Consider the following 21,472-nt stretch of genomic DNA (forward strand, 5'->3'; position numbering starts at 1 on the left):
GTATAGTTAGGTTTCGATTAAACCTTTAATATTTGGTTGTCTTTAAAGGACAAAAAGGCTTTTTTAACACGAAAAAGTACAAATACTATTTCCAATCGTGACCTTTAAGATCTAAGGCTGCTTTTAAAATATCCTTCTGACTAATCTGTCCAATTAATTTACCATTTTCAACAATTGGGAAACGCCTCCTTTTAGAATCTAAAAATTTATTAGCAGCATCTAGTACATTCATATTACCATCTATGGTTTCCACGTTTTTTATCATACGCTTTTCTACAATATCAATTTCCACAGGCATGTTGTAATATCTGCTTTCACTTATTTGTTTTAAACAGTCTCCTTCAGAAATCATACCCACTAATTCGTAGTTATCATTAACCACAGGACCTCCAGATATTTTATATTTAATTAAAGAATCTATTACGTCTTCCACGGATTGCTCCGGTTTAAAAGTAATAAGGTCTTTAGTCATAATATCGCTTACCTTAAAAGGAAACTCTTTAGATGACTCCTGTTGTTGCTTTCTAGCTCCTTGAAAACTCTTTATTGCCATGGTTTTTAATTTAGAATGAAACTTAAATATACTCATTTTTAGCGAGTTATCCTAAAAGAATTAAGTGATATAATTTTTCTATTTTTATAAAACTAACTAAAGGTAAAAATCATGTTTAAAAAAGGCATTTCTATCATCTTAATTCTTGCAGCAATTTATTGGAGTTTTTCGGTATTATTGCCTCGGGATATCTCTAACATAGACGCTCCGGATAATACATTTTCAACCCAACGCGCTTTAATTCATTTAAAGGAAATTTCTAAACACCCGCATTACGTTGGAAGTCCAGATCATGAACGTGTTAAAAATTATCTAATTGCTGCTTTAGAAGATTTAGGTTTAGAAACTCAGGTTCAAGAAGGGTATATTTTAACCGATTGGGGAACACTTACAAAACCAAAAAACATTTTGGCTAGAATTAAGGGTTCAGATAATTCCAAGGCCTTGATGTTGCTTTCCCACTATGATAGCAAATCGCATGCATCTTATGGAGCCAGCGATGCTGGTTCTGGCGTAGTTACCATTCTTGAAGGTTTAAGAGCATATTTACACGAAAATAAAACACCTAAAAACGATCTTATTATTTTGTTTTCAGATGCCGAAGAGTTAGGCTTAAATGGAGCTTCCTTATTTGTAAACAAACATCCTTGGGCCAAAGATGTTGGTTTAGTATTAAATTTTGAGGCTCGCGGAAGTGGAGGCCCAAGTTATATGCTTATGGAAACAAATGGTGGAAACCAGAAATTAATTTCAGGGTTTAAGGAAGCGCATCCAGATTATCCAGTAGCAAACTCTCTAGCTTATAGTGTTTATAAAAAACTACCCAATGACACCGATCTAACTCGTTTTAGGGAGGATGGCAATATAGATGGTTTTAACTTTGCTTTTATAGACGATCATTTCGATTATCATACAGCTTTAGATACATACGAAAGATTAGACAGAAACACCTTAGAGCATCAAGGCAGCTATTTAATGCCCCTATTAAATTACTTTTCTAATGCCAATTTAAGCGATTTAAAAAGTGATAAAGACGATATTTATTTTAATGTTCCTTTATTTAAAACCGTCAATTATCCTTTTTCCTGGATTATTCCCATGCTTGTTTTAGCTCTTATAGTTTTTATCGCTTTGATTTTTTACGGTATGAAAAAAAGAACCTTAAATGCTAAACAGATTGGAAAAGGAACTCTTATGTTTTTGGTTGCCTTAATTATTAATGGTCTTCTTGGTTTCTTTGGCTGGAAATTTATTTTAGTCATTTATCCGGACTATACGGAAATTCTTCAGGGTTTTACCTATAATGGGCATAGCTATATATGGGTGTTTTCTTTGTTGGCCTTAGGTATATGTTTCTGGTTATTTCATAAAATATATAAGCCTGGAAATACGGCTAGCTTATTAGTTGGCCCTATTTCAATTTGGTTATTAATTTGTGCTCTAGTTGCTTTTTTTCTGCCAGGTGCCAGTTTTTTTATTATTCCTGTATTCTTTGGTTTAATAAGCCTGTTTGTTTTAGTAAGGCAAAAACAACCAAATTTTTTATTAATGGTGCTTTTAGCATTACCCGTTTTAACCATCATGACTCCATTTGTTCAAATGTTTCCTGTTGGTTTAGGCTTAAAACTCTTATTAGCTTCAACGGTATTAGTGACATTAATTTTTGGATTACTAATCGCCATTTTTGGGTTTTATCGACATAAAAACAGATGGTCGTACTTTTTGCTTTTCATAGCTGCTATTCTCTTTATTTCTGCAAACTTACAATCGGGATTTAATGAAGATCGTCCTAAACCCAATAGCCTGGTTTATTATTATGATACTGATATTAATGAAGCCGTATGGACTACTTATGACAACATCTTAGACCCCTGGACCAAAGCCTATTTAACGGACAAGCCGGACAGCAATCACGATATTACAAAAACTACTTTTGGCAGTAAATATAACACAGGGTTTAGTTATAGTAAAAAAGCACAAATTAAAGCTATAAGACATCCATATATAGATATTAAAAGAGACACCGTTATTGGCAATAACAGACATATAAAAATGTTTATTTCGCCTCAACGATTAGTAAATAGAATGGATTTATATACAGATTCTACTGTTACTTTTAATTCGTTTAATGTGAATGGTTTTGAAATTGAAAAAGACAAAAATGGTTTTGTATTTTCAAATAGAACTTTAAATAGGTTATTTGAATATTATGTAGTGGACGACAAATTTTTGGAGTTAGAATTTACAGTTCCTAAAGCTCAAAAGCTGTCCTTTACCTATTATGAGTCTTCTTTCGACCTTTTAAGTAACGAGTTATTTCAAGTGCCTGAAAGACCATTAAATATGACCCCGAAACCCTTTGTTTTAAATGATGCTATAATGCTTAAAAAAACAATTGTTTTAGATTAATAATTGTAAATAATTAGCATGTTTTTAAGACATTACCTTCCATTTTTTTATAGTTTTGGTGCTTAAAAAACTTTATTCTATGAAAAATATTATCCTATTAGCATGTGTTGCGATGAGTTTTACTGTAAATGCTCAAAATAACAAAGAGTTATTAAAGCATTACGAAGCTTATTATAAGCAAATGAAAGAGCAAGGAGATATTCAAGGTGTTATTAATGGATTAACTCATTTAAATATTTTAGAACCTTCAGATGACAAACAAGATACTTTGGCTTTTTTATATATGAACGATGGTAAGTTTATGCAAGCTTTAAATGTTATTGGTGTTGATCTTTACGCCACAGATTCTAATATGGCTGTGGAAATAAAAGCTCATTCGCTTAAATCTTTAAATCAGCCAAAATTAGCTTTAAAACAATTTGAAGAATTGTTTAGAAGGTCTCAAAATGCATCTATAGCCTATGAATTAGCAGAACTTTATATCCAAAACCAGAACTTAACTGAGGCTTCTAAAAAAGTTGAATACGGTTTATTACATGTTCAAGACGATATGAAAAAAACATATTATGAAACTAGACAGCCATATCAGGTACCGCTAAAAGCTGGATTTCTATATTTAAAAGGCTTGATAACTTTCAACGAAAATAAAGAAACCAATATTGATGCTGCAGTGTCCTATTTGGAACAAGCTCTTGATATTGCACCAAACTTTAATTTAGCTTTTGCCAGCAGGTCTGCATTGCTAGGACAGAAAGAAGAATTAACAAAAACGGATTAAATTAGCCAACCATAATTGTTAGTTTTAGAAAATCATCATTAAAAAACCGTCTCAATTGAGACGGTTTTTTAATTCCGAAGAAAACAATCTAACTATTTTCTTTTGATTATTCCTTCACTAATCTGAATGTACTAGTCTCGCTTGAGTGTTTCAAGGTTACTAAATACAATCCTGAAGTTAAGGCGTCATTTAACGAAACTGTTAATTTGTTATCATTGACAGTCATTTTATTATTAAAGATTTGTCTTCCTGCCATATCTGTAATATTTACTTCTAATTGTTCTCCATTTAACTTTGGTGCACGCACATAGAATGTATTATTGTTCATTGGGTTTGGATATAGACTAGCACCGGCAAGCATATTGTTATCGTTAATACTTGTGGCAGCCACAACATTAACGGTATAATCTTCAGCTTGGCCCCATCCACTTGTATTACATGGTCCTGGTACAGAGCTAAACTTTTTCATAACACGCATACGAGTATCGCCTAATAAGGCACCTGCTGGCACAGCAATTGATCCAGTAGACACCGTACCATCTGTTCCTGTTGACCCAACAATATCTGTCAATGAATACATTTCTTCAGAACCTGGAGCATCATCGAAAGTACCATCTTGATTCCAATCAATATAAGCCACGATTTTTGCTGTATAGCTTCCATCGGTATTACCTTGAACCTCTATAGAGTAAGAACTTCCTAATTCTACACTAGCACTTTGTGCTGTAAAATCTTCTAAAGGAGGATGAACACCAACAGTGGCATCACTCTGGTTATCAATACCCGCAAAAACAACAGAAGTAATTGGTTCTACATTATTTGGAAATTGTACATCACAATAAGACAGGACTGTAGTAAAAGTTGCCACAGAAGACGTTGCTGACTCAGATGAATTTGTACAAGTTGATATCAATCTCCACTCCACAACATCTCCTAATTCTGTTGGAGCCGTAGCGTTATATGTTAAAAGTTCAGATTGTACTGTTCCTTCATCTACCCAACCTGCACCATTAGTATTGGATTGCCATTGAAAAGACATATCTGTTGCAGCTGTAATACCTTGGGCAGATACAGTATATGCAGAACCTGGATTTCCTGTAGATGGGTTAACCATTGCTGTTCCCGCATCTGGTGTACCTGTACAACCAGCAACTGCTTCACAATCTCCAAAGAAGGAAATTACTCCATCGGCTGCCTCATCAAATCCAGCTAAACCAGAGGTCCATACCCCATTCTCTAAGAAATAAATATCATTAGTTGTATTCATGGTAGATACCACCTCCATATAAGAACTAGCACCAGTATAATCAATTTGTACTCCAATATAATAGGCTGTTTCCGCAGCTCCTCCTATAAAAGTAAAAGGTGTATCTAGATCCGTACTCACTTCCATAAGGTCGAATCCAAATCCTGATCCTACATTAGTTATTGAAGTTGGAACTTGCATAGCAGTAGAACCTAACTCAACTCCTGGTCCAGTTCCAGAATCTGAGTCTTGATAAAAATAAAACTGAACTCCATCTATAGGAGTCCCAGGGCTTACCAAAACATTAAATTGAACAGTGTTTAATGTGAAAGTTGTATTGGCGTCAACAGCTAGGTCATTTGCGTATATCAATAAATGAAGATTTCCATAACCATTCTCGACAGCTGCTCCTCCTAAAGTTTCTTGCGAACATGGCGTTTGAGCATGACTAGGAAACCACATAAGTGTGGTGACCAAAGTTGCAAAAAATAACATTGTAATTTTTTTCATAATAAATAAATTTAAATTGATTAATTATTGTTTAAAACGTACTTCTAAGAATAAACTATTTTATTAAAAACAAAAACACACCTATTTAACAATAAATGTCTACTAGTTTAATTATAGAAGATACTTTATGAAATTAACAAAGATTTACTATATAACCAAGACAATGTGGTTAAATAATCTAAATACTTTAAATATGTCATAATTAAGGCAAGATTATCTTAAGATATTTAAATGATTATTATAATATTTAAAATTTTAATCTCTTTAAACATAATTTAAACAATTTCATTTATCATATAAAACAAAAGAAACAGGCATCGTATATGTAGATTGTATTTTTCGAAAAAAAAAACCACCTCAGCTGAGGTGGTTTTCTATTAAACCAATTTTAATAAATAAAATTTATTCCTTTACTAATCTGTATGTATGTGTATTCCCCGCATGTTTAAGGGTAACTAAATACACTCCAGAGGTTAAAGTGTTATCTAATGAAACAGAAACCTTACTATCACTTACTAGTAATGTATTGATGAAAATCTGTCTTCCAGCTAAATCTGCAATATTTACTTGAATACGCTCTCCGTTTAATTTTGGCGCATGCACAAAAAATGTATTGTCTTTTAATGGATTAGGAAACAAACTGGTACCTGCTAGCATATTGCTGTCATCCATAGATAGTGACGAACAAGTAGCACTAATAGTAAAACTACCTGCCGAAGTACTCCAGTCATAAGTTCTAATTACAAGTGTTTCTGTTGTAGTAGCAGTAAATGTAATAGTTTCTTCAATTCCTGCAGAGAAACCATTATCTGCACATGCAATTTCTGTCAAACTTCCACAAGCACCGCTATAGATTACAAGAACTGCATCAAAATCTGCACCAACAACACTTACTGTATACTCATCTCCTGCAACTACATCAAGTGTGTAGAATACATCTCCAGTTGTACGTGTAGAACAATTATCCGTCAATCCGCTATAAGCAGCTCCGATTGTTGTTCCTTGAACAGGTTCATCACATAAAATTGAAATGGCATCTTCACAATCCTCATTACCTGGACCACAAATATTTGGGGAATCTATAGCTTCAGTAACAAAACAATCAGCATCTTGAGCACCCTCTGCAGTAACAGAAACATCTGTCCCTACGGTAAAAGGCCCTAGAACTACAGAACCATCAGCATTTACTTCAACAGCATCCTCACTATTGGCGGTTACGTTATAAGAAGTATTTCCGTCTCCACCAGAAAGAGTAGCTAATACATAAAAATCGCTACCAACATCTAAACAGTCTGTTATTGGGTTTCCATTATTGTCTTGAGCTATAAGATTAAGACTAGGAGTTGTACAAGCTGGAGGAGTAGCGCATTGAATATCAATAGTAATATCTCCTGTTTCCGTACTTCCCGAGTTATATCGAGCAATATATACATAGTATGGCTGAGCATTAACAGTTGATGTCAATGTATAAGTTTCAGCACCAGTAGATCCATCTCTACAGGTAATATTTGTCAAGGCATCACATGTACCTGAGTTTATAGACATTTCATGATCGAATGTTGCTGTAGAATTAATAGTAATATCTCCACCTGTTCCCATAAATGTAAACCAAAGTCCGTTGTCACCTAAAGAACATTCTGTTGTATTTACTCCATTTGAATTAACTGAAGAGTGTGTTACTGGACCAGCATTACAATCTATTAAAATTGCAGTATCACAAATACTTGCCGGTGCAGGAGGCACTCCTATACAATTACAATCTGCATCAATCATATCGTTAATGGTACCACTATCGCCATCATCACATGGATCACCAATATTAGCTTGTTCAGCAGGACAATCGTAATCCACGCAAACTAAACTTACTGTTATCTCACCTTCATCACCAGACGAAAAGTAAGGACGTACACGGAAGTAATAGGTTCCTGCTTCTGTAATTGTAAAGTTTTCTGGATAATCTTGACAAGACTCACTCTCCACTAATTCTCCACAAGATGTCCCAACAAAAAGTTGCACTACAGCATCAAAAGATGAGTCTTCTGATACAGTAACTATTTGTGATCCATCAGTGGTAAAAGTAAACCATACATCTGCTGAGCCACTTCCGGAGCAAGTATCAGTCATAGATGAAGTTGCTCCAATTAAGGATTGAACAACAATATCACCACAAGCTAAGTCTGTAGCTGTACATGCTTCATCATTAGTAGCGGCTGGAATTCCTTCACATTCACAGTTTCCATTTATAGTGTCGCTAGAAGTATTTGGGTCCCCATCATCACAAGCATCTCCCACATTAGCTTCTAATGTTGGACAATCCCATGTTACATTCGTAGACACAACAAAGGTGTAGTCTTCAAATTCTCCGTAAGTAAACCCAGTTGCACATGGATCAACATCACCCGAAGAATTTAACCAATGACTAACAACCCTCATAGTAGTTGATCCCACCATGGCATCGCTAGGTACAGAAAAGGCCCCTGTATGCGTTGAGGAATACCCAGATGATTGATAAGCTACTTCATTAGTAGCATCAAACTGGCCGTCTTGATTCCAGTCTACCCAAATTCGGAATCCAGCTGTACCACCCATAATGTTAACTTCAAAATTAACACCTCCATCTATTCCTTGCTCAACTACTAAAGATGTAAAATCGCCATAGCCATCAGTAGAAAACCCGGAGGCCATATTATTGATGTTTTGGGCGCCCGAAGTTGTACTAAAGTCATCTATATACCTGGCGGAATTAGTTCCTTCAGGAATACAATACTGCGCGTAACCTGAAGTACCCATAAGCATGGTTGTTAAGGTTACGAAAAAAAACAATGTAATTTTTCTCATAATAAATACGTTTTAGATTTGATTAATTATTGTTTATGTCCTTTATTATAAAACATACTCTTAGCACATAGGAATTTTGTTGTCAGTATATATCTGAAAACAAAAAAAATTTTTGGATAATAAGTAGTTTGTCCAATAATAAAATTCAGGCTTAAGTTACTAAAGTTTTGTTAATTACAAAAAGGAAATGTTAAAACTAATTGAATAAATTACATTTATCTTGTTAAGCGTAAACATCTTCCAATTAAGGAAGGTTTCAGGGAGAGAAGAAATTAGATACTGTATTAATTTCTTATTTAAAAGCAAAAAAGCTAGCAATAATTGCTAGCTTTTTTTTAAAATATTTATCTATTATATTACCAGATTCTAACTCTATTTTCAGGAGCAATATACATGCTATCTCCTTCTTTAATATTAAATGCTTCATAAAAAGCATCTACATTTAATAAAGGTTGTACTGCACGATTCATTCCAGGAGAATGAGGATCTGTTTTTATTCTAGTTTTTAATGCATCATCACGCATTTTTATTCTCCAGATGGTTGCCCAGCTCATAAAGAAACGTTGTTCAGCAGTAAAACCATCAATATCTTCTGGTCTTCCATTTTCTTTAAAATCTAACTGTAAAGCATCATATGCGGCTAATACACCACCTAAGTCACCAATATTTTCACCTAAAGTAAATTTACCATTAATAAATACATCTGGTAATACTTCAATTGCACTATATTGATCTGCTAACTGCTGTCCCAAAGCTTCAAACTGCTCTAAATCTTTATCTGTCCACCAGTTATTTAAGTTTCCGTCTTTATCATAACGCGACCCTGAATCGTCAAAACTATGAGAAATCTCATGGCCAATTACTGCACCAATACCACCATAATTTACAGCATCATCTGCTTGAAAGTTATAAAATGGAGGTTGTAAAATGGCTGCTGGAAATACTATTTCATTAAATGAAGGATTAAAATAAGCATTCACCGTTTGAGGTGCCATATACCACTCACTTTTATCAACTGGCTTCCCTAATTTATCAATATTTCTTTTAAAATTCCACGCACGTGCATTCAATGAGTTTTGAAGATAAGATCCACCATCTTCAACACTTTGTACTTCTAATTCTGAATAATCTTTCCATTTGTCTGGATAGGCTATCTTAATTGATGTAGATTGTAATTTTTCAATGGCTTTTTGCTTTGTTTCAGGGCTCATCCATTCTAATTTATTGATACGATTTTCAAAGGCCAAAATAACATTCTTAATCATTTTCTCGGCTTTTGTTTTTGCCTCTGGAGGGAACATTTTATCTACGTAAAGCTTTCCTAAAGCTTCGCCAATAGTTCCATTTAGTACTCCTAAAGCTCGTTCATCTCTGGGACGTTGTTTTTTAGCTCCGCTTAATGCACGTCCATAAAACTCCCAACTTGCTGTTTCTAACTCAGTACTTAGTTTTCCTGCTGCCCCATTAAAAGCATGCCAACGCAAATAAGCTTTCCAGTCGTCTACATTACCATCTGCTAAGACCTCTTGCAAACGATTGAAATAATTTAAATCGCCTACAATAACTGTATCTAATTCTTTTACACCAATTCCTTCTATATAATTTCTCCAATTTACAGCCGGCACCATTTTCTGCACCTCTTCTATAGATCTCGGGTTATAACGTTTTCTTGCATCTCGTCTATCAACTTTATCCATTTTAGCTTCAGCTAAACGCGTTTCAAAAGCTAAAATTTGTTTGGCTTCAGCATTAGCATCAGCTTCTGTTTCACCCAAATACTGTAGCATCCTAGTAATATAACTAACGTATTTTTCACGTTTTTCTTTAGAGTCTGCATCGTCTTTTACATAGTAATCACGATCTGGCAGACCTGTACTACCTCCTCCTAAATAGGCGACGTTACGGTTACTATCTTTTGGATCTGCACCAACACCAAAACCATATAAACCACCTCCACCTTGAGGCTCCATTTCTATCATATATGCCTGTAAATCGTCAATGTTTTTTATGGCATCAATTTTAGTCAAATTAGGTTTTATTGGATTAATTCCCTGTTTATCACGACCAATAGTGTCCATGATTGTTTCATATAGAAAAACGGCCTTTTCCTGATCGGATCCAGGCATTACTTGAATTTTAGAAGCATCCTTCTCATTCGACATAGCTTCTTCTAAAATACTCAATGCATCTGCATCTGTTTTTTTACGAAGCTCATTAAAACTACCCCAAACAGATTGATCGTCTGGAATCTCGTTTGTTTCTAACCAGGTTCCATTAACATAATTGAAAAAATCTTGATTTGGAGCTACCGAAGTATCCATATAATCTAAATTAATTCCTGGTACTTTTTTAATTTCTACTTGAGCCATGTCTTTCTTCGAATCATCTTTACAGGCCACTAAGCCAGCAAAAGCTACAGCCCCATATAGGGATAGCTTTAAAAAATTTTTGTTCATAAGGTAAAGGTTGTGTTTTAAGGGTGAAATTTAGTGATTATTAAAAGTAAAATATAAAGCTATCTAAATATTAACAAAACCTTAAGAGTTAAGGCTTTATTATTTTTTGAGACTCTCTTTCTATCTTTTTATTCATCTGAAGATTTAAGTTAGAAAAAGAAACTAAAACTTCTCTTATTGTACTCATCATAGTTTCTGGAGTAGAATTTGAAAGGTTTACTACGCTTTCCAATTTGTACAATTTGGTTTCTAAAGCAATAAGCCTAGACATAATACTTGGTGTATTTAATTCTTCGGGAACACTTTCTTTTAAGTCGTTAATAAAGGTTTCCAAAATTTCATGATTCTCTTTAAAATAAGTGAGATTAGCCTGTTTTAAATTATCAACAATCCGTTCCAACTCATTATATTTTACCCAGCTTTTTGTATAAGTTTTCACTTTGGAATCTAACAGGTACTCTGTAAACTTTAATTTTTGCTTTTGTTCCTTAGAAAAACTTGGCAAGCTTGAATCCTGCTCTACATTATCAATGTTTTCTTCAGAGTTTCCGCAAGAAAGTAAACACAAAAACAAACAAAACTTTACAAGTATTTTCATATTAATTTAATAAAGAATAGCAAATATAGAGATTTCGGTTTTTTATATGCTACTGTTTAGCACTAGTTTAATAATAAAGCTGCTTTTTTAAGTTAATTTTATAAGTCTTCCCCAAAAATCTTATTATTTTTGAATATCATAAAACCATTCAATACAATGACTCCAAAAATACTAATTATTGGTGCTTGCGGCCAGATAGGATCTGAGTTAACTCACAAACTAAGAAGCATCCACGGACAAGATAATGTAATTGCCAGCGATATAAGTTATGCAAATTTAGATATAGTAAATTCTGGAACTTTCGAGATTCTAGATGCTCAAGATTACACCTCTGTTAAAATCTGTATAGATAAACACCGGATTAACACTGTTTATTTAATGGCAGCCATGCTTAGTGCCACTGGAGAAAAATATCCTATGAAAGCTTGGGACTTAAATATGGATTCTTTATTTCATGTTTTAAACCTGGCTAAAGAGGGATTTATTAAAAAACTATTTTGGCCTTCTAGTATTGCAGTATTTGGACCTACAACCCCTGTAGAAAACACTCCACAATACACTATTATGGAGCCGTCTACTGTGTACGGAATGACAAAACAGGTGGGGGAACGTTGGTGCGAATATTACAACAAACAATATGGTGTAGACGTAAGAAGTGTACGCTATCCTGGAATAATTAGTTGGAAAACTTTACCAGGGGGAGGTACTACAGATTATGCTGTAGAAATCTACCATAAAGCATTAGTCGATAAAAGTTACGAGTGTTTTCTATCTGAAGAAACTGCGCTTCCAATGATGTATATGGACGATGCCATTAAAGCAACCATAGATATTATGCATGCCGAACCTGAAGCCATAAAAATTAGATCTTCGTATAACCTATCTGCCATTAGTTTTACGCCAAAAGAAATGACAGAATCAATCCAAAAACAAATTCCAGAATTCAAAATTACGTATAAACCAGATTTTAGACAGAAAATTGCAGATACTTGGCCAAACAGCATAGACGATTCTAAAGCTCGAGAGGACTGGAATTGGGAACACAGCTTTTCTTTAGATGATATTACTTCTGAAATGCTTAGTAATTTAAAGCAAGTGAAGGAAAAGGCTGTTTAAAATCAGTATGCCTCTTTACAAAATACGAAACTCTCCGTATATAATTAGAAAAAAAAATATACTACTTTAGCAAAAAAGTATATAAAAACTATAATTATGAACAAAGTATTACTTATTGCATTCTTACTTTCTACCTCCTTAATGTACTCTCAAAAAGAAAAAGTAAAAGTTGGCTCTTGGAAAGATTTAAAAGGTATTTCTGAATATAATCTTGTATTCGATTATTCCGATTTAGAAATTCCAAAATTTGATTCTGAAGAAGAATTCTTAGAAGACAAGATGTCTAAAAGAGAAGAAAAAGAAATAGGTGCTGGAGAAAAATTTAAAGATTCCTGGTTTTCTGATAGAGAAACCTATTACGAACCAAGGTTTATTGAAACTTTTAATGACAAATATAAAAATGGTCTAGTAAAAGTTGATAGAGATATAGGAAGTGCTGAATACACTATGAAAATTCATACTACTTTTATGTATCCAGGATACAATGTAGGTGTTATGAGACAAAATTCTAAAATTGAAACTACCGTAAGTGTTTATAAAAACGACAGCCCTGATAATATTATTTTTTCTGTAGATTATACAAAAATTCAAGGCTCTGGTAATGCTGGATACGATTATAATTCGGGACAACGTATTGCCGATGCTTATATTATTTTTGCAAGAGCATTAGCAAAACATATGTATAAAAACACAAAATAAAACACCTTATTTCTTAAAAAAAGCGAGATTAAGTAGTCTCGCTTTTTTCATTTTCCATATCTATTAAATGCGCCAAGGTTCTAACTAATCTATCGTGTTTTTTTACAAACGGATTGGTCTCATCCCATACATATCCAGCTAAAACAGCACAAATTTGTTTTTTAACTTCAGGGTTTTCAGGTCTGTGAAAAAATAAGGTTTGTAAATTCCCTGTGTACCATTCTTTAACATAAGTAGCAAAAACAGCTACCCCAGATTTTATATAATCTGTATACTCTGTTTCCCAATCTACTTTTTCACCTTGCAACTCTTTTGTAATTAATTTAGCAGAAAGTAAAGCAGATTCGGTGGCAAAAGTAACTCCAGAAGAAAACACAGGATCTAAAAACTCGGCACTGTTTCCTGTTAAAGCAAAACCTTTTCCGTATAATTTTTTAACAGATTTTGAATAGTTTTTTATGTTAATTGGTTCGAATAAAAAATCTACGCCTTTAAATCTGTCATAATAGTAATCAGATAATTTAAGCATTTCTTGCAGCCTTTCAGTTGTGCTTCCTTTAAAAGAATCTAAATATTCTGTTTTACCTACAAATCCTATACTAGTATTCCCATTAGAAAACGGTATTACCCAAAACCAGGTATCTGTATCCAATACATCAAAAGTAATAAGTGTCCCTTCTTCTCCTTCCGCTCTATTAATATCTTTTACATGTGTAAAAAGAGACGAATGGTCTGGCAAGGCAGAAGGTTTATCTAAATCTAACAACCTTGGCAATACACGTCCGTAACCACTAGAATCAATAATATACTTAGCATAAATAATATAAATGTTTCCATTTTCATCCTTTACTGAAGTTTTTGAAGAACCATCTTCGGCTATTTCTACATCTATAACTTCATGATTAAAAGAAACATCTACGCCATTCTTAATAATTTCTTTCGACAGGATATCATCGAAATCAGCTCTTGGCACTTGCCAGGTCCAATCCCAACCTTCAGTATGTTTATCGCTAAAATCAAAATTACAAACAATATCTCCTTTTAAAAATCTCGCTCCTGGTTTTAATTCAAAATTTGCAGCTTTTAAGCAATCTAAAAGTCCAACCTCATCAAAGTGGTCCATACATCTTGGCAGTAAACTCTCGCCAATTACAAAGCGTGGAAACACACTTTTTTCAACTACTTTTATGTTAAAACCTTGATTGTTTAAGTAAGAAGCAGCTACACAACCCGATGGGCCAGCTCCAATAATTAAAACATCAACATGTATATCGCTCATTGTCTTTAGTGTATTAATAAATTAATTATTATAAATTTGCAATCCAAAATAACTACTTTAGTTTTAGTTATTAAAATATATATTATAAAATTACAGAATAAATAATAGATGCTAACATTTAACGGGATATTAGAAGTAAAAGATTTTTATAAAGTTATTTTCGAAAATAGCAAAATAAAAATAGATAAAGAAGTCTATAAGACTGTTGAAGATAGCTTTAAGTTCTTAAAAACATTTTCTGCAGACAAGGTTATTTATGGGGTTAATACCGGTTTTGGCCCAATGGCTCAGTATAAAATTAAAGATTCTGAGCGTATTCAACTTCAATATAATTTAATACGAAGTCACGCTTCTGGAACTGGACAACCCATAGCTCCTATGTATGTAAAAGCGGCTATGCTTGCCAGATTAAACACCTTATCACTCGGAAATTCTGGCGTACATAAATCTGTTATCGAATTAATGACAGAGTTAATAAACCAAGATGTAACCCCATTAATATACGAACACGGAGGTGTTGGAGCTAGTGGAGATTTGGTACAATTAGCACATTTAGCCTTAGTATTAATTGGTGAAGGCGAAGTGTTCTATAAAGGTAAAAGACAAGCTACGCAAGAAGTTTTTAAAACCTTAAACTTAAAACCTATTTCTGTAGAATTACGTGAAGGTTTAGCTTTGATGAATGGTACTTCTGTTATGACAGGAATTGGAATGGTAAACACCATTTATACTAGAAGGTTATTAGATTGGATGACGTCATGCTCTGCTGCTATTAATGAAATTGTAAAAGCTTACGACGATCATTTATCTTTCGAGTTAAATCAATCAAAAAAGCATACCGGACAACGTAAAATTGCCGAAGCTATGCGCGAGCATTTAAAAGACAGTCAACTAACCAGAAAAAGAGAACACTATCTGTATTCTAAAAATGATAATGTTGATGTTTTTGAAGATAAAGTCCAAGAATATTACTCTTTGCGTTGCGTTCCACAAATTTTAGGTCCTGTAATAGATACCTTAAACAGTGTGGAAAATATTTTAATTGAAGAAGTTAATTCTGCTAACGACAACCCAATAGTTAATGTAGAAAAGAAACAAGTATATCACGGTGGAAATTTTCACGGAGACTATGTGTCTTTAGAGATGGACAAATTAAAACTAGTGGTAACAAAACTAAGTATGCTTTCTGAAAGACAGCTTAACTATCTACTCAACTCCAGATTAAACAATATGCTTCCTCCCTTTGTTAATCTGGGTAAATTAGGCTTAAACTTTGGAATGCAAGGTGTGCAATTTACAGCAACTTCTACTACGGCCGAAAACCAGACGCTATCAAACCCTATGTATGTGCATAGTATACCTAATAATAACGACAATCAAGATGTGGTTAGTATGGGAACCAATGCAGCTCTAATTACTAAAAAGGTTATAGAGAATGCTTTCGAGGTGGTTGCTATAGAAATGATAACTATTGTACAAGCCATAGAGTATCTAAAAGTTCAAGATAAAGTATCCTCAAAAACCAAAAAATTGTACGATGAAATTAGGGATTTAGTTCCTATCTTTACGGAAGACGCTATTATGTACCCTTATGTTAACCTTGTTAAAAATTATATCATTAACAATAGAACATAAATTTTCGAATTATTAATTAGAAATGAGCATTATCATCTAGAAAATCATTGAAAATCAATCGATTTTATTCAGTTCTGCATATTATTTACTGAAAACACAAGTCTAGATATAACTTCATTTTTAGAAAAATCTTAAACTAATGAAAACAAAAATTCTATTAATCGCTATGCTTTTTTTAGGCATGCAATTTCACGCTCAAGAATTGGCTCTTGCTAGTCAAAACAAACAATTTGGTTATATTACAAAAACGGGCGATTGGCAAATTAAACCAACTTTTAAAGTAGCAAAAAACTTCTCTAAGAATTTGGCAGAAGCTTCAAAAGACGGAAAAACTTGGGGATTTATTAATCGAAAAGGCGATTGGGTAATTGAGCCTGTTTTCGATAAAACTAAAGAATTTAATTCTGGTATTGCTGTTGTTTTAAAAGATAAAGAGTGGATATATATTAACACTAGTGGAGAACCTGTATTAAAAGATGTAAGTACTGATAAAATTTACGACTTTAAAGATGGCTATGCTATTATTAGACAGGGAGATCAAGTAGGGTTTATTAATACTAAAGGTGAAATTGTAGTACCAACAAAATTTAAGAAAGCCTTTAATTTTGAAAATGGCTATGCTAAAGTTTTAGAAAATGATAAATGGGGTTTAATTGATCCATCCGGAAATTATTTAGTTAAAACAGAATATGATGGAGTTAGTAATTATTACAATGGCAATGTGGTTGCAAATATTGGCGATAATTATGGGTTAATAATCAATAATGAATTTAAAATAGTTCCTGGAGCGGAGAAAATCTGGGATTTCTCTAATAACTCAGAATACACCTATGCCAAAAAAGATGGAAAAATGGGTTATATTAATAAAAATGCTGAATGGATTATAGAACCTTCATACGATAAAGCTCGGGCCTTTGTTAATGGTTTAGCTCCCGTTATGAAAGACAAAAAGTGGGGCTATATTAATACCAAAGGAGACGTTGTAATTTTGTTTCAGTATAAAGATGCAGAAATATTTAGCGAAGATGGTTTAGCTCCCGTAAAATCTTCAAAAAACTGGGGCTTTATTAATACCGAAGGACAATTGGTTATTCAGGAAAAATACGATATTACTGCTGGTGGCTTTTCAATTTTTCAAAAAAATAATCCCAAAGGTTTTATAGAGGGTTTAGCCAGAGTAAAAGAAGAGAAATCTTGGGTATATATTAATACAAAAGGAGATGTTTTAAAAAATATGGAATTTGATAATTTAGAACTATTCAAATAGACTTTATTTACTTCTCCAAAACTAAACAGAACTAAACATACAAATACATGAAATGTGCCTTAATAACTGGTGGATCTAGAGGAATTGGTAAAGCCATTTGTATTCAATTAGCAAAAGATACAGAGTATCATATATTAATAAACTACAACAGCAACCAAGCTGCAGCACTTGAAACATTAAAAGCTGTAGAGGCCGAAGGAAACACAGGAGACATTCTACAGTTTAATGTTACAGATGCAGACCAGGTAAATTCTACATTGGACACCTGGCAAGAAAACAACAAAAATGCTATTATTGAAGTTATTGTAAATAATGCAGGAATTACTAAGGATGGTCTTTTTATGTGGATGCCACAAAACGATTGGCAAGATGTTATAAACACCTCTTTAAATGGTTTTTTTAATGTTACCAATCACCTTATACAAAAAATGTTAAGAAACAGATATGGCCGGATAATTAATGTAGCCTCTGTTTCTGGTGTAAAAGGAACAGCAGGACAAACCAACTATTCGGCTGCAAAAGGCGCATTAGTAGCTGCAACCAAAGCTTTGGCACAAGAGGTTGCAAAACGAAAAATAACAGTGAATGCGGTAGCTCCTGGCTTTATAAAGTCGGATATGACTGCAGAGCTAAACGAAGCGGAATTAAAAAGCTTAATTCCCGTAAACAGATTTGGAGAACCAGAAGAAGTAGCTCATGCAGTATCGTTTTTGGCTTCTAAAAAAGCTTCGTATATTACCGGCGAAGTTATTAATATCAATGGAGGAATTTACTCATAAATTAAATTAGAGGATGAGGAGAGTTGTGATATCAGGAATGGGTATATATTCTTGTATAGGAGAGAATTTAGAAGAAGTAAAAGAGTCTTTATATCAAGGCAAATCGGGCATATCTATAGACCCGGAAAGAGTAGATTACGGTTATAGATCGCCATTAACTGGCATGGTTAAAACACCTAATTTAAAAAAAACACTTTCTAGAAGACAACGTATCAGCCTTGGAGAAGAGGGAGAATACGCTTACATAGCAACTTTAGAGGCTTTAAAAAATGCTAAAATTTCGCAAGAATTTATAGATGCTCACGATGTTGGAATCCTATATGGAAACGATAGTACAGCTAAATCCATAATAGAATCCAACGATATTGTAAGAGATAAAAAAGACACAACTTTGGTGGGTTCTGGAGCTATCTTTAGAGGTATGAATTCTTCGGTTACCATGAATCTGTCAACCATTTTTAAACTAAAAGGCATCAATTTTACAATAAGCGCTGCCTGTGCTAGTGGATCTCATTCTATTGGAATGGCTTACCAGTTAATTAAAAGTGGATTACAAGATTATGTAATATGTGGAGGAGCTCAAGAAATAAACAAATTAGCCATGGGAAGTTTTGATGGCTTAGGTGTATTTTCTACAAATATTGAAAATCCGCATCAAGCTTCACGTCCTTTCGATATAAATAGAGATGGTTTGGTACCAAGTGGCGGAGCAGCAACTCTCATACTGGAAACTTATGAATCTGCCATAGAAAGAGGAGCTACAATTTATGGCGAAGTGCTAGGCTACGGATTTTCGTCTAATGGCGATCATATTTCTACACCAAATGTGGATGGACCAGCAAGAGCTATGAAAATGGCAATAAAACAAGCTGAAATTAATGCTTCAGACATAGAGTATGTTAATGCTCATGCCACTTCAACCCCTGTGGGAGATGCTAATGAAGCAAAAGCAATTTTTGAGGTTTTTAAAGAAAATGGGCCTTATGTAAGTTCGACTAAATCCATGACTGGACACGAGTGCTGGATGGCTGGAGCAAGTGAAGTTATCTACTCTGTATTAATGATGCAAAACAATTTTATTGCAGCAAACATTAATTTAGAAGAACCTGACGAAGCAGCATCAAAATTAAATTTAGTTAACAAAACGTTAAACAAAAAATTTGATGTATTTTTGTCAAATTCTTTTGGGTTTGGAGGAACAAATTCAGCCTTAATAATTAAAAAATAATAGTGTGATAATGAATAAAGAAGTTATTATTGAAAAGATAAACGACTTTCTTATCGATGAATTTGAAGTTGAAAGTGATGATATTTCACCAGAAGCTAATTTAAAAGAAACACTCGAGTTAGATAGTTTAGATTTTGTGGACCTTGTGGTTGCCGTTGAGTCTAACTTTGGAGTTAAATTAGTAGGTGAAGATTTTGTAAATGTAAAATCCTTAAGTGATTTCTACACGCTTATTGAGAATAAATTAGTCTAAGTATTAGACCTTAAAATATATGGCTTCAGAATGGCAAGGTAAATCCAAAGGAACCGTTCTAGGGTATAAAATCTTCGTGTTTTTTATACAGAAAGTTGGAATGGGTGCAGCCTATTTTGTACTGTATTTTGTAGCCACTTATTTCTGTCTTTTTTCTAGAGATAGCAACAAATCTATTTATTACTATTTAAGACATCGCTTAAAATATTCTAAAAGTAAAAGCCTTATCAATGTCTTTAAAAGCTATTATGTATTTGGGCAAACCATTTTAGATAAAATTGCCATTTCTTCAAATCTAAGTCATAAATTTACTTACGAGTCGGATGGCGTCCATTTAATTACAGACACTTTAAAACAAAAAAAAGGAGGCATTTTAATTAGTGCCCATGTTGGAAATTTTGAAATTTCTGAATACTTTTTTGGTGAGTTAGAAGAAAACGCGTCCATTAGTCTACTTACTACAGATATTGAGCATACGGCTATAAAAGCTTATTTAGATAGCGTAAGAAAAAAGTCTAACATCAATCTAATAATTATAAAAGACGATCTTTCTCATATTTTTGAAGTTAATGCCGCATTAGCTAGAAACGAAATTGTTTGTATTACCGGAGACCGTTACATAAAAGGTTCTAAGTTTTTAACAGCAGATCTTTTAGGCAAGGAAGCTAAATTCCCAGCAGGTCCGTATATGTTAGCCTCGAGACTAAATGTTCCTGTAATGTTTGTTTACGTAATGAAAGAAACAAACAAACATTATCATTTATATGCCAGAAAATCTGAAGCAAAACATCGAGACGCTCAAGGTTTATTAGAAGAATATACCGAAAGTGTGACTTGGATGTTAAAAAAACATCCCTTACAGTGGTTTAATTATTTCGATTTTTGGAATGCCCTAAAATAACACAAAATGAAAGAAGTATTAGTTATTCATTATTCACAATCTGGACAGTTAACAGAAATTGTAAATAATATTGTTTCCCCATTAAAAGCAGATGAAACAAATCTAACGTTTCTTAATATTGAAATGGAAACACCTTTTCCGTTTCCATGGAATAAAAAAGAATTCTATGGGGTATTTCCTGAGACATTTCTTCAGATTCCCGAAAAAACCAAAGCTGTACCAGAAGCTATTCTTAATAAAAAATACGATTTAATAATATTTGGCTTTTCTATTTGGTACTTAACACCATCTTTACCAACCACTTCTTTTTTAAATTCTCCAGATGCCAAGAAACTGTTTGCAAACACCCCAGTAGTAACAGTAATTGGGTGCAGAAATATGTGGATTATGGCTCAGGAAAAAATGAAGAAAAAACTTCAAGAACTTCAAGCAAATTTAGTTGGAAACATTGTATTAGCAGATAGACATATCAATCATATTAGCGTGATAACTATTGCTCAATGGATGTTCTCTGGAAAAAAAGAACGCTTTTTAGGAGTTTTTCCTAAACCAGGAGTTTCCCAAAAAGATATTGATGCTGCAAATAGATTTGGTCCTATTATAAAAAACCACCTTTTACAAAATAATTACACTACCTTACAGCAGAATCTACTTGATGCAAAGGCTGTAAAAATCAAGGTCTTTTTAATAACTGTAGATAAACGTGCGAATGTTATATTCTCAAAATGGGCTGAACTAATTCGTTCTAAAGGCGAAAAAAATAGTACAAAACGACAGTTATTCGTTAATATGTTTAATTATTATCTTTTATTTGCTATTTGGGTTATGGCTCCAATAGTATTTATCTTATTTTTGTTGACTTATTTACCCATGTACGGAAAGTTAAAAAAGCAAAAAGCATATTACGCATCTGTAGCTTTAAAATAG

At 33.3% G+C, this 21,472-nt stretch carries 17 protein-coding genes; 11 read left to right on the forward strand and 6 right to left on the reverse strand.

The genetic code is table 11. The features are described 5' to 3' along the window. Positions 1-85 precede the first annotated feature (85 nt). Positions 86-553, reverse strand: a complete 468-nt coding sequence (locus OS188_RS11215; RefSeq protein WP_267148960.1) for a CBS domain-containing protein — start codon at positions 551-553, stop codon at positions 86-88. A 111-nt stretch (positions 554-664) separates the two neighbouring features. Here OS188_RS11215 and OS188_RS11220 point away from each other — a divergent pair, with 111 nt between their 5' ends. Continuing rightward, positions 665-2,962 carry a M28 family peptidase gene (locus OS188_RS11220; protein WP_267148935.1) on the forward strand — a complete coding sequence of 766 codons (2,298 nt, stop codon included), beginning with the start codon at positions 665-667 and terminating at the stop codon, positions 2,960-2,962. 79 nt (positions 2,963-3,041) lie between these two features. Then, on the forward strand, positions 3,042-3,740 hold the full coding sequence (locus OS188_RS11225) for a hypothetical protein (RefSeq protein WP_267148936.1): 699 nt from the start codon (positions 3,042-3,044) through the stop codon (positions 3,738-3,740). A gap of 106 nt (positions 3,741-3,846) precedes the next feature. Here the strand turns inward: OS188_RS11225 and OS188_RS11230 are convergent, their stop codons facing one another. The 4 genes from OS188_RS11230 to OS188_RS11245 form a co-directional block, all read right to left on the reverse strand. After that, entirely contained in the window at positions 3,847-5,496 is a 1,650-nt protein-coding gene (locus tag OS188_RS11230) for a T9SS type A sorting domain-containing protein (protein WP_267148937.1), read from the reverse strand. Between the two features lie 402 nt (positions 5,497-5,898). Next, the gene (locus tag OS188_RS11235) at positions 5,899-8,334 is read right to left on the reverse strand and encodes a GEVED domain-containing protein (protein WP_267148938.1); all 2,436 of its coding nucleotides are present in this window, start codon (positions 8,332-8,334) and stop codon (positions 5,899-5,901) included. Between the two features lie 356 nt (positions 8,335-8,690). Continuing rightward, positions 8,691-10,790 carry a M13 family metallopeptidase gene (locus OS188_RS11240; protein ID WP_267148939.1) on the reverse strand — a complete coding sequence of 700 codons (2,100 nt, stop codon included), beginning with the start codon at positions 10,788-10,790 and terminating at the stop codon, positions 8,691-8,693. An 88-nt stretch (positions 10,791-10,878) separates the two neighbouring features. Further along, entirely contained in the window at positions 10,879-11,388 is a 510-nt protein-coding gene (locus tag OS188_RS11245; protein ID WP_267148940.1) for a hypothetical protein, read from the reverse strand. Between the two features lie 156 nt (positions 11,389-11,544). Between OS188_RS11245 and OS188_RS11250 the strand changes: the two genes are divergently transcribed. Continuing rightward, a complete protein-coding gene (locus OS188_RS11250; RefSeq protein WP_267148941.1) occupies positions 11,545-12,504 on the forward strand; it encodes an NAD-dependent epimerase/dehydratase family protein in 960 nt (319 codons plus the stop codon). Positions 12,505-12,600: 96 nt separating this feature from the next. After that, complete coding sequence (locus OS188_RS11255; protein ID WP_267148942.1) at positions 12,601-13,203, forward strand: hypothetical protein; 603 nt, start codon at positions 12,601-12,603, stop codon at positions 13,201-13,203. A 28-nt stretch (positions 13,204-13,231) separates the two neighbouring features. Here OS188_RS11255 and OS188_RS11260 read toward each other — a convergent pair whose 3' ends face one another. Continuing rightward, positions 13,232-14,482, reverse strand: coding sequence for an NAD(P)/FAD-dependent oxidoreductase (locus tag OS188_RS11260; RefSeq protein ID WP_267148943.1), 1,251 nt, complete (start codon positions 14,480-14,482; stop codon positions 13,232-13,234). A gap of 108 nt (positions 14,483-14,590) precedes the next feature. On the opposite strand from OS188_RS11260, the gene flxA reads away from it, so the two are divergent. The 7 genes from flxA (at position 14,591) to OS188_RS11295 (ending at position 21,472) form a co-directional block, all read left to right on the forward strand. Further along, a complete protein-coding gene (flxA, locus tag OS188_RS11265) occupies positions 14,591-16,117 on the forward strand; it encodes a flexirubin biosynthesis tyrosine ammonia-lyase FlxA (protein ID WP_267148944.1) in 1,527 nt (508 codons plus the stop codon). Between the two features lie 139 nt (positions 16,118-16,256). Next, the gene (locus OS188_RS11270) at positions 16,257-17,384 is read left to right on the forward strand and encodes a WG repeat-containing protein (protein WP_267148945.1); all 1,128 of its coding nucleotides are present in this window, start codon (positions 16,257-16,259) and stop codon (positions 17,382-17,384) included. Positions 17,385-17,431: 47 nt separating this feature from the next. After that, complete coding sequence (gene flxB / locus OS188_RS11275) at positions 17,432-18,163, forward strand: flexirubin biosynthesis SDR family reductase FlxB (RefSeq protein WP_267148946.1); 732 nt, start codon at positions 17,432-17,434, stop codon at positions 18,161-18,163. A gap of 13 nt (positions 18,164-18,176) precedes the next feature. After that, positions 18,177-19,391 (forward strand): beta-ketoacyl-[acyl-carrier-protein] synthase family protein, encoded by a 1,215-nt coding sequence (locus tag OS188_RS11280; RefSeq protein ID WP_267148947.1) that lies wholly within the window; start codon positions 18,177-18,179, stop codon positions 19,389-19,391. A gap of 10 nt (positions 19,392-19,401) precedes the next feature. Then, complete coding sequence (locus OS188_RS11285) at positions 19,402-19,644, forward strand: acyl carrier protein (protein WP_267148948.1); 243 nt, start codon at positions 19,402-19,404, stop codon at positions 19,642-19,644. Positions 19,645-19,663: 19 nt separating this feature from the next. After that, positions 19,664-20,545: a lysophospholipid acyltransferase family protein gene (locus tag OS188_RS11290; RefSeq protein ID WP_267148949.1), complete on the forward strand. Its 882-nt coding sequence runs from the start codon at positions 19,664-19,666 to the stop codon at positions 20,543-20,545. A gap of 6 nt (positions 20,546-20,551) precedes the next feature. Then, positions 20,552-21,472, forward strand: a complete 921-nt coding sequence (locus OS188_RS11295) for a dialkylrecorsinol condensing enzyme DarA (protein ID WP_267148950.1) — start codon at positions 20,552-20,554, stop codon at positions 21,470-21,472.

This window comes from Xanthomarina sp. F1114, assembly GCF_026410255.1.
Lineage (GTDB): Bacteria > Bacteroidota > Bacteroidia > Flavobacteriales > Flavobacteriaceae > Xanthomarina.